Genomic DNA, 10,630 nt, shown 5'->3' on the forward strand with positions numbered 1-10,630 from the left:
CCGGGTCCAGCCAACCGGAGCAATCGTCATGTCGATGCAGAATGTGGCCGCCCCTGCGCTCGGCTTCACTCCGCCCAAGCGCAACGAGCTGACACATATCCCCGGCGACGAAGGCTGGCCGATCATCGGCAAGACCTTTCAGGTCCTCGCCGACCCCAAGGGGCACATCGAGTCGAACGGCGCCAAATACGGCCTGGTCTATCGCACGCATTTCTTCGGCGAGACCAATGTCGTGCTGCTCGGCCCCGAGGCCAACGAGCTCGTGCTGTTCGACCAGCAAAAGCTGTTCTCCTCGACCCATGGCTGGAACAAGGTGCTCGGCCTGTTGTTCCCGCGCGGATTGATGCTGCTGGATTTCGAGGAGCACCGGCTGCATCGCAAGGCGCTGTCGGTCGCGTTCAAGTCCGGCCCGATGAAGTCGTATCTGAGCGATCTCGACCGCGGCATCGCCGCCCGCGTCACGCAGTGGAAGGCGAAACCCGGCGAGATGCAGCTTTATCCGGCGATGAAGCAGCTCACGCTTGATCTCGCCGCCGCATCCTTTCTCGGCGCCGATATCGGGCCGGAGGTCGACGAGATCAACCGCGCCTTCATCGATATGGTCGCCGCGGCCGTCGCCCCGATCCGCCGACCGCTGCCCGGCACGCAGATGGCGGCCGGCGTCAGGGGGCGCAAGCGCATCGTCGCTTATTTCCGCGAGCAGATTCCGCTGCGACGCGGCAATCACGGCGGCGATGACCTGTTCTCGCAGCTCTGCCGCGCAACCCACGAGGACGGCGCCCTGCTCTCGGAACAGGACATCATCGACCACATGAGCTTTCTGATGATGGCGGCGCACGACACGCTGACCTCGTCGCTGACGTCGTTCATCGGCGAGCTCGCGGCAAATCCCGGCTGGCAGGACAAGCTTCGCGCGGAAGTCATGGCACTGGGGCTCGCCCCTGACGCGCCGAGCAGTTTCGACGATCTCGAAAAGATGCCGCTGTCAGAGATGGCGTTCAAGGAAGCGCTGCGGATCAAGCCGCCGGTGCCCTCGATGCCGCGCCGCGCCATGCGCGATTTCACCTTCAAGGGTTTTTCGATTCCCGCCGGCACCGCGATCGGCGTCAATCCGCTCTACACGCACCACATGAAGGACATCTGGCCGGAGCCGGACCGCTTCGATCCGCTGCGTTTCACCGAGGAGGCCCAGCGCAACCGCCACCGCTTCGCCTGGGTGCCGTTCGGCGGCGGCGCGCATATGTGCCTCGGCCTGCACTTCGCCTACATGCAGGCCAAATGCTTCGCGCGGCACTTCTTGCAGAACATCGAGGTATCGCTGGAGCCTGGCTACAAGCCGGACTGGCAGATGTGGCCGATCCCGAAGCCGCGCGACGGATTGCGGGTGCGGGTGAAGGCGGTGTGAGCATTGCAGTCGTCATTGCGAGCGAAGCGAAGCAATCCAGACTGCGTCCGCGGAAGCAGCCTGCATTGCTTCGTCGCTTCGCTCCTCGCAATGACGAAAACTATCCGGCCCCCTGATCGAACGCCTTGCGCAGGGCCACGTAGCCCTGCTGCTGCTGGCTCCAGTTGCGGCCGCCGGTCATCGCGCCGTCGATGACGAGGTCATGGCCGTTGATGAAGCTGGATTCGTCGCTGGCCAGGAACACCGCTGCATGGGCGATGTCATCGGGAAGCCCGGCGCGCGGGATTGGCTGCGCGGTCTTGTAGATCTCGCGCATCACCGCCGGCGTCTTCTCCGCCGCATCGGTCGAAAGCCCGAGCGCCTTGCCGAAAATGCCGGTCGCGATGGCGCCGGGCGAGATCGAGTTGACGCGGACATTGGATTCGCCGAGCTCCATCGCCACGCATTTGGTGAGATGGATCACCGCCGCCTTGGCCGCACCATAGACCATCGAGGACGAGAAGCCGGCGAGACGGCCGGCGATGCTGCCATTGTTGATGATGCTGCCAAATCCCTGCTTCTTCATGTGGGGTGCGGCGTGTTTCATGCCGAGCATGACGCTGCGCAGCAGGGTCGCCATCGCCGCATCGAAGCGCTCGACCTCGAGGCCTTCGATGCCGCCAGTCTGCGCCGGGCCGCCGGCATTGTTGAACAGGCAGTCGATGCGGCCGAATTTTTCGATCGCGAGCGCGATCAACGCCTGCATCTGCGCTTCCGCCGTCACATCCGTCTGGCGGAAGACGCAATTCGACCCGAGCTGCTTCGCCAGCGCCTCGCCTTCCGGTACACGCCGCCCCGCGATCACAATTTTGGCACCTTCGGCAACGAAGACTTCTGCAGTCCGCAACCCGATCCCGCTCGTCGCGCCCGTGATCACCGCGACCTTGCCATCCAGCCTGCCCATGGAATGTCCCTGTTTTCGAACCCCTTGACGCCAAATGGCGGACACCGATCGACGACGGCGCCGCGACGGTCGGCGCCGCAGCAGGCACTATTCCTGCCGGCTTCCGACAAGGCAAGCTTTGCTTGGGGCCGGCGACATGCGTAACATTCCTGGCGACCGCTCGATTGTCGAACGCATATCGCGACCGGACTGCGCATGGCGAAGCTGATCGACGAATTCCGCAAGGGCTGGCAGGGCGTGGCACCGCCATCGCTCGGCCTCAGCCTTGCGTTTGCGGTCGCCTGCCTGCTGGTTGCGACGCTGGCGCGCTGGGCTCTCGCCCATGTGCGGCCCGACGTCTATTTCACGCCGTATTTCCCGGCCGTGTTCTTTGCGGCCGCGTTCGGCGGCTTCCGCATCGGCATCATCACGGCGCTGGTCGGCGGTGTGCTCGGCGTCGTCGTGAACTTTGGCGATGCGCTTGCCGATAACGCGCGATTCGCCCTGCTGGCACTCTATTGGGCGGTCTGCGCGCTCACCATCTGGGGCGTCGAGCACTATCGCTCGCTACTCGTCGAGCAGCGCCGGATTTCCAGGCGCCTGATCGAGGAAGAAGACTACCGCAAGCTGCTGGTCGACGAACTCCAGCACCGGCTGAAGAACAAGCTGTCGACAGTGCATGCCGTGCTGCATCAGGTGCTGCACGATCAGCCGCAAATCTGGGCCCGGATCGATCCGCGGCTGCGGTCGCTTGCAGCGACCGACGATTTGATTTCGCGGATCGACAAGGCCGGCTGCGACATCCGCGACCTGCTGATCTCCGAGCTCGGCCCTTACGGCCATGTCCGCTTCACGCTCAACGGCGACCGGCTGTTCCTGCCGCCGAAGCTTGCGGTCACGCTGTCCCTGATGTTTCACGAGCTCGCCACCAACGCGGGGAAATATGGCGCGTTCTCCGCGCCGCGCGGGTTGTTGCAGGTGTCATGGACCGTCAGCGACGACCGTCTGACCGTGACCTGGGATGAAACCGAGGGCCCGAGTGTCGACAAGATCTCCGAGCCGGGTTTCGGCACCAAGCTGTTGAAGTCGGCGCTGTCGGCCTTCGACGGCAAGACGGAGGTCTCCTATCTCAGGACCGGACTTCATTGCACCATGCAATGCCGTATCCCCAAAGACGGTTAGACACGGCGCAAACGAAATCCGTTCGCGTGCGTCGTTCGCGGTTTCGCCGGACGCGTTGACGCCCCGTTAATGACGATGGGCTGCGCGCGTCGCATCGACGCAAAACACCACCGTAATTCTCCGGGCCCCTTAACCAAACTTAAGAGGGAACCGCGCAAGATCGCGCCCATTGCAAAGGCGCGCTGAAACAACAAGATTCATGACTTCTATGAACGACAACAAATATTCCGGCGCGAGCGAAGCCGAACTCGGATTCCTCAAGGAAATCGTTAGAATGCTGCCTGCCGGCCTGACCGTGCAGGACGCGCAAGGCGAACTTCTCCTGGTCAACGATGTCGCGGCCGCCCAGCTCGGCATGGACGGCAGCCGCCCCTCGCGCGATCTCGCGCCGCGCCAGAAAGCCTGCCGGCAGGCCCTGAGCTCCGGTCAGGCGGTGGTCGCCGAGGAAGCGCTCCACGACGGAGCCGCACGCCAGGTGCTGCTGACCACCCATCGTCCGATCCGCCTTGACGGACGTGAGCTGCTGATCTCGGCCTCCTCCGACATCACCGAGCAGAAGAATTTCGAGGACCAGCTGTTCCGCTCGGCCTATTTCGACGAGCTGACCGGCCTGCCCTCGCGGCGGGTGATCGAACATCGCGCCACCAGCCTGCTCGCGCAGGGTCGCGCCGGCGAGCGCTTTGCGCTCGCCTTTCTCGACGTCGACAATTTCAAGCACATCAACGACTATTACGGTCACACCGTGGGCGATGCCCTGCTGGTCGAACTGTCAAAGCGGCTTGGACGCGGCCTGCGCGATTCGGACATGCTGTCGCGCATCTCCGGCGACGAATTTCTGCTGCTGCTGTCGCCGATCAAGAATCAGGAGGAAGTCGCCGAATTCATGCAATCGACGCTGGAGCGGCTGACGGCGCCGTTCTTCATCGACAATTCGGAAGTGTTCGCCTCAACCTCCGTCGGCATCAGCCTGTACCCCGATCACGGAAGCAGCTTCGAGACACTGCGCCAGAACGCCGACATCGCGATGTACCGCATCAAGAACGACGGCAAGGGATCGGCGGCCTTCTTCGACTCCAGCATGGAGCGCGAGGCGCTGGCGCGGATGAAAATCGAGCAGTCGCTGCGGCAGGCCATCCTGGAGAAGCGCTTCTGCTGCGCCTTCCAGTCCAAGGTCGACATCCGCACGCAGGAGGTGAAGGGCATCGAGGCCCTGGTTCGGCTGCGCGACGACGAGGGCGTGATCCAGGCGCCGGGCTCGTTCATCAATCTTGCCACCGAACTCGGGCTGATCGACGAGCTGACCCATCTCGTGCTCGCCGAGATCGTCAAGTCAATCGACCTGATCAACGAGACGTTCGGTGCGGAAGCGACCATCAGCATCAACGTCGCGGCCAAGCAGGCCGGCAACCCCGAATTCATGCGCAGCTTTGCCCAGGCGCTCGACGACACCAGCTTTCCGCAGCGCTTCATGATCGAGGTTACGGAAGACGCCTTCGTCGCCAAGAATCATTTCCAGGCCGAGATCCTGCCGATGTTCCGCAAGCTCGGCGTCGCCATCTCGATCGACGATTTCGGCACCGGCTATTCCTCACTGTCGGCGCTGGCCGACATCACCGCGGACGAGATCAAGATCGACCGCTCCTTCATTACCGATATCCATAAGCGCCCACGCAACCAGGGAATCCTGCGCGCGATCGAATCCCTGAGCGAAGCGCTCGGCATGACCGTGATCGCCGAAGGCATCGAATCCTACGAGGAGCTCGCCTACCTGCAGGCTGCGACCAAGATCCGCTACGCGCAGGGCTATTATTTCTCCCGGCCGATCTTCCTGGAGGAGCTGAAGCTCGCAACGCCGATCTCCAGCGAAGCACGCGCCAGTGTCACAAACCGCTCGACGCAACAGAACCGGCAGGGCTATTCCCGGGCGAACGGATACCGGCGGTAACCCCGCGCCTTTGGTTACTTTGCAAAGCCTGAGCAGCCCGTTCCGGGGGTGAGGTCAACAATTGCATCTGCCGATTTCCTCGGCGGAAGCGATCCGGCGCGGCCGGGCCGGGACAATGTCACACATGCCCGTCGCGTGGTCCGCCGGAAGGTGGAATTGCAATGTCCGCACGGTTGTGCAAATCGCTATGACCAAAGCATTTCATCAGGAGGGACCACCGTGCGTCGATCACTCGTCATGGCAACCACCATCCTCGCCCTCGCCGCGGGCACCTCCGCACAGGCCGACGATCTCAAGGTCGCGCTGATCTATGGCAAGACCGGTCCGCTCGAGGCCTATGCCAAGCAGACCGAGACCGGCCTGCAGATGGGGTTTGAATACGCCACCAAGGGCACCATGACGCTCGACGGGCGCAAGATCGTCATCATCACCAAGGACGACCAGGGCAAGCCCGATCTCTCCAAGGCCGCGCTCGCGGAAGCCTATCAGGACGACAAGGCCGACATCGCGATCGGCACGACCTCGTCGGCCGCCGCACTCGCGATCCTGCCGGTCGCCGAGGAGAACAAGAAGATCCTGATCGTCGAGCCCGCGGTCGCGGACCAGATTACCGGCGAGAAGTGGAATCGCTACATCTTCCGCACCGCGCGTAACTCGTCGCAGGACGCGATCTCGAACGCGGTCGCGATCGGCAAGCAGGGCGTCACCGTCGCGACGCTGGCGCAGGACTACGCCTTCGGCCGCGACGGCGTCGCCGCCTTCAAGGAGGCGCTCGGCAAGACCGGCGCGACGCTCGCCGCCGAAGAATATGCCCCGACCTCGACCACCGACTTCACCGCGGTCGGCCAGCGCCTGTTCGACGCGCTAAAGGACAAGCCGGGCCGCAAGGTGATCTGGGTGATCTGGGCCGGCGCCGGCAATCCGCTGGCGAAACTCCAGGACATGGATCCGAAGCGCTACGGCATCGAGCTGTCCACCGGCGGCAACATCCTGCCGGCGCTCGCCGCCTATAAGGGTCTGCCCGGCATGGAAGGTGCCACCTATTACTTCTATTCGATCCCGAAGAACCCGGTGAACGACTGGCTGGTCGCCGAACACCAGAAGCGCTTCAACGCGCCGCCGGACTTCTTCACCGCGGGCGGTTTCGCCGCCGCGATGTCTGTCGTGGCCGCCGTCACCAAGGCGAAGTCGACCGACACCGAGAAGCTGATCACGGCCATGGAAGGCCTGGAGTTCGACACGCCGAAGGGCAAGATGATGTTCCGCAAGGAAGACCATCAGGCGCTCCAGAGCATGTATCACTTCAAGGTCAGGGTCGATCCGAATGTCGCCTGGGCCGTGCTCGAGCCGGTGCGCGAGCTGAAGATCGAGGACATGGACGTTCCGATCAAGAACAAGCGCTGATCTTTCTTCCTTCACCTCCCCCGCTTGCGGGGGAGGGGGCGCAGCGTGATCGCGGATACACTTCCAACCAAACCCGATCGAAAGTTTCGATGACGCTCTCCCTCGAAACCCGCGACCTCACCATCCGCTTCGGCGGCCATGTCGCGGTCAACAACGTCACCTGCAGCTTCCGGCCGGGCGAGCTCACCGCCATCGTCGGCCCGAACGGCGCCGGCAAGACCACTTATTTCAACCTGATCTCCGGTCAGCTCCGCGCATCGAGCGGCAGCATCCTGTTCGACGGCACCGACATCACCCAGCATTCCGCGCCGATGCGGACGCGCGCAGGCCTGGGGCGCGCCTTCCAGCTCACCAATCTCTTTCCGAATCTATCGGTGGAGGAAAACGTCCGCCTCGCCGTGCAGGCCGCTGACGGCACTCACTACGACATGCTGCGACCCTGGATGGTCCGCCGTGATCTGATTGCGCGCGCCGATACGATCCTGGATCAGGTCGCGCTCGGCGGCCGCCGCGGCGTCGCCGCCACCGCACTGTCGCATGGCGACCAACGCAAGCTCGAGGTCGCGCTGATGATGGCGCTCGAACCAAAGGTGTTCATGTTCGACGAGCCGACCGCAGGCATGAGCATCGACGAGGTGCCGGTCGTGCTGAACCTGATCGCGCAGCTCAAGCAGGACAAGAGCAGGATCATCCTCCTCGTCGAGCACAAGATGGACGTGGTGCGATCGCTCGCCGACCGCATCATCGTGCTGCATAACGGGCAGCTTGTTGCGGACGGCCCTCCGGCCGAGGTGATCGCATCACCGATCGTGCAGGAAGCCTATCTCGGCGTCGCGCCCAATAAAGTTAGAGGGAGCGCAGCATGACCGATCTGTTGAAGCTCTCCGGTGTGCACACTCATATCGGCCGCTATCACATCCTCCAGGGCATCGATCTCGCTGTCGCGCAGGGGCAGACAACGATGCTGCTCGGCCGCAACGGCGCCGGCAAGACCACGACGTTGCGCACCATCATGGGCCTCTGGCAGGCCTCCTCCGGCGAGATCAGACTCGCCGGCGAGCGCATCGAGAGCCGCGCGACGCCCGACATCGCGCGGCTCGGCGTCGGCTACGTGCCGGAGAGCATGGCGGTGTTTTCGGATCTCACGGTGAAGGAAAATCTGGTGCTGGCGGCGCGCGACGGGCCGCTCGACGACACCCAGCTCGACTGGATCTTCGGCTTCTTCCCCACGCTGCGCCGGTTCTGGCTGTCGCGCGCGGGAAGTCTCTCGGGCGGACAGAAGCAGATGTTGTCGATTGCCCGCGCCATCATCGAACCGCGCAAGCTCCTGCTGATCGACGAGCCGACCAAGGGGCTGGCGCCCGCGATCGTGATGGCGCTGATCGAGTGTCTGAAGGAGATCAAGCGCAAGGGCGCTACCATCCTGATGGTCGAGCAGAATTTCTTTGCGGCCCGCGAGCTCGGCGACGACGTGCTGGTGATGGACAACGGCACCATCGTTCATCGCGGCGAGATGGCAGCCTTGGCCTCCGACGTGCCGCTGCAGGAGCGGCTGCTCGGCCTGAGCCTGGAGACTCATCAATGACCGAGCTCGCCGCAAATGATCCGCTGCCGAAGCCAAAGCGCGACATCGCGCCGATCCTGCTGCCGATCGCCGTCGCCCTCGTGATGATCCCGCTGATCGGCTCGCCCAGCACCTGGCTGACGCTGACGGCCGCGAGCCTCGCGATGGGCATGATGATCTTCATCATGGCCTCCGGCCTCACGCTCGTGTTCGGCCTGATGGACGTGCTCAATTTCGGCCATGGCGCCTTCATCGCGGTCGGGGCCTATGTCGCGACCCTGGTGCTGGCGCCGTTCGCGACCTCGCTCCAGGTGGATTCGCTGTGGATGAACCTCGCAGTGCTGGCGCCGGCGGCATTGCTGTCGATGGCGGTCTCCGGCGCGCTCGGCCTGATTGTCGAGCGGGTGCTGATCCTGCCCGTCTACGGCCAGCATCTGAAGCAGATCCTGATGACGACGGGCGGTTTGATCGTCGCCGAGCAGACGCTCTATGCAGTGTGGGGACCGCAGATCATCCCGACGCCGCTGCCGACGTCGCTGCGCGGCTCCTTCATCCTCGGCGACGTCGCGATCGCGAAATACCGCGTGCTGGCGACGCTGATCGGCCTTGCCGTCTTCATCGCGATTCAGCTCGTGCTCAACCGAACCAAGCTCGGGCTTCTGATCCGCGCCGGCGTCGAGAACCGCGAGATGGTCGAGGCGCTCGGCTATCGCATTCGCCGCCTGTTCCTCGGCGTGTTCATGACGGGATCAGCGCTGGCCGGCCTCGGCGGCGTGATGTGGGCACTGTATCGCGAGCAGGTCCACGCCTCCATGAGCGACGACCTCACCGTCTTGATCTTCATCGTCGTCATCATCGGCGGCCTCGGCTCGATCGGCGGCTGCTTCATCGGCGCGATCCTGGTGGCGATGATTGCCAATTACGGCGGCTTCCTGGTGCCAAAGCTCGCCCTCGTCTCCAACATCCTGCTGATGGTCGCCATTCTGATGTGGCGGCCGCGCGGCCTCTATGCGGTGACCAGCCGATGATGATCCTGTCAGGCGACCCGCCGCGCAACCGCGTGCTCACGCTCGTTCTCGTCCTCATCATCCTGGCGCTGGTGACGACGCCGTTCCTGTTCCCCGGGGCGAAGGCGCTGAACGTCGCGGCCAAGATCTGCGTCTTCGCCGCGCTGGTCGCCTCCTACGATCTGCTGCTCGGCTATACCGGCTCGGTGTCGTTCGCACACACCATGTTCTACGGGATCGGCAGCTACGCGATCGCGATCGCGCTGTACGGGATGGGCCCGAATTGGGGTGCGGTTGCAACCGGCATCGTGGTCGGCCTGCCGCTTGCCGCGCTGCTTGCGCTTGCGATCGGGCTGTTCTCGCTGCGGGTGGCTGCGATCTTCTTTGCCATGATCACGCTCGCGGTCGCATCCGCCTTCCAGGTGCTGGCCTCGCAGCTGTCCTGGCTGACCGGCGGCGAGGACGGACGCAGCTTTCAGCTGCCCGAGCTGCTCAGGCCCGGCACGGTGCTGATCTCCAAGAACGTGCTCGGATTCGAGTTCAACGGCCGCATCCTGACGTACTATCTGGTGTTCGCCGTCTCGGCCCTGATGATCCTCGCTCTGCTGCGGGTGGTGAACTCGCCGTTCGGGCGCGTGCTGCAGGCGATCCGCGAGAACCGCTTCCGCGCCGAGGCGCTCGGCTTCCGCACCGTCTTCCACCTGAGCTACGCCAACTGCATCGCCGCACTGGTCGCCGCCGGCGCCGGCATTCTCAATGCACTGTGGCTGCGCTATGCCGGCCCCGATACCTCGCTCAGCTTCTCGATCATGCTGGACATCCTGCTGATGGTCGTGATCGGCGGCATGGGCACAATCTACGGCGCGATCATCGGCGCCACCATCTTCATCCTCGCCCAGAACTATCTGCAGTCGCTGATGGGCGTCGCCTCCAAGGCGGCGTCGGAAGCCGGCCTGCCGCTGCTGCCCGGACTGTTGCATCCCGACCGATGGCTGCTGTGGCTCGGGCTGCTCTTCATCGCCAGCGTCTACTTCTTTCCGACGGGCGTGGTCGGGCGGCTGCGTAATCTCGGCAGCGACAAGAGCGCGGGCAGCTCGCATTAACGCGCGATTCATGATGCAGCGCGGCGGCTCGCTGGACACGACTGCGATCACGCAACGAGATTAACGCTCAGGTAACTGGCTTTCCTAAGCTTTACGCC

Annotated in this window: 9 protein-coding genes; 8 read left to right on the plus strand and 1 reads right to left on the minus strand. The window is 64.0% G+C overall.

Annotated elements, in window-relative coordinates; genetic code table 11:
- Positions 1–28 precede the first annotated feature (28 nt).
- Positions 29–1,405 carry a cytochrome P450 gene (locus ABIB90_RS03765; protein WP_354200234.1) on the plus strand — a complete coding sequence of 459 codons (1,377 nt, stop codon included), beginning with the start codon at positions 29–31 and terminating at the stop codon, positions 1,403–1,405.
- A 100-nt stretch (positions 1,406–1,505) separates the two neighbouring features.
- Here the strand turns inward: ABIB90_RS03765 and ABIB90_RS03770 are convergent, their stop codons facing one another.
- The gene (locus tag ABIB90_RS03770; RefSeq protein ID WP_354166223.1) at positions 1,506–2,348 is read right to left on the minus strand and encodes an SDR family NAD(P)-dependent oxidoreductase; all 843 of its coding nucleotides are present in this window, start codon (positions 2,346–2,348) and stop codon (positions 1,506–1,508) included.
- 195 nt (positions 2,349–2,543) lie between these two features.
- On the opposite strand from ABIB90_RS03770, the gene ABIB90_RS03775 reads away from it, so the two are divergent.
- The 7 genes from ABIB90_RS03775 (at position 2,544) to ABIB90_RS03805 (ending at position 10,532) form a co-directional block, all read left to right on the plus strand.
- Positions 2,544–3,509: a sensor histidine kinase gene (locus ABIB90_RS03775; RefSeq protein ID WP_007598200.1), complete on the plus strand. Its 966-nt coding sequence runs from the start codon at positions 2,544–2,546 to the stop codon at positions 3,507–3,509.
- Positions 3,510–3,717: 208 nt separating this feature from the next.
- On the plus strand, positions 3,718–5,454 hold the full coding sequence (locus tag ABIB90_RS03780; protein ID WP_035993821.1) for a putative bifunctional diguanylate cyclase/phosphodiesterase: 1,737 nt from the start codon (positions 3,718–3,720) through the stop codon (positions 5,452–5,454).
- Positions 5,455–5,691: 237 nt separating this feature from the next.
- Complete coding sequence (locus ABIB90_RS03785) at positions 5,692–6,858, plus strand: substrate-binding domain-containing protein (protein WP_246648586.1); 1,167 nt, start codon at positions 5,692–5,694, stop codon at positions 6,856–6,858.
- An 89-nt stretch (positions 6,859–6,947) separates the two neighbouring features.
- Positions 6,948–7,724 (plus strand): ABC transporter ATP-binding protein, encoded by a 777-nt coding sequence (locus ABIB90_RS03790; RefSeq protein ID WP_354200235.1) that lies wholly within the window; start codon positions 6,948–6,950, stop codon positions 7,722–7,724.
- Positions 7,721–8,443 carry an ABC transporter ATP-binding protein gene (locus ABIB90_RS03795; RefSeq protein ID WP_354200236.1) on the plus strand — a complete coding sequence of 241 codons (723 nt, stop codon included), beginning with the start codon at positions 7,721–7,723 and terminating at the stop codon, positions 8,441–8,443. The genes ABIB90_RS03790 and ABIB90_RS03795 overlap by 4 nt, the downstream gene beginning before the upstream one ends.
- A complete protein-coding gene (locus ABIB90_RS03800) occupies positions 8,440–9,450 on the plus strand; it encodes a branched-chain amino acid ABC transporter permease (protein WP_354200237.1) in 1,011 nt (336 codons plus the stop codon). Before ABIB90_RS03795 ends, ABIB90_RS03800 begins: the two co-directional genes overlap by 4 nt.
- Positions 9,447–10,532 carry a branched-chain amino acid ABC transporter permease gene (locus tag ABIB90_RS03805; RefSeq protein WP_354200238.1) on the plus strand — a complete coding sequence of 362 codons (1,086 nt, stop codon included), beginning with the start codon at positions 9,447–9,449 and terminating at the stop codon, positions 10,530–10,532. Before ABIB90_RS03800 ends, ABIB90_RS03805 begins: the two co-directional genes overlap by 4 nt.
- The last annotated feature ends 98 nt before the right edge of the window (positions 10,533–10,630 follow it).

Source organism: Bradyrhizobium sp. JR4.1 (assembly GCF_040548605.1).
Classification (GTDB): Bacteria; Pseudomonadota; Alphaproteobacteria; order Rhizobiales; family Xanthobacteraceae; genus Bradyrhizobium; species Bradyrhizobium canariense.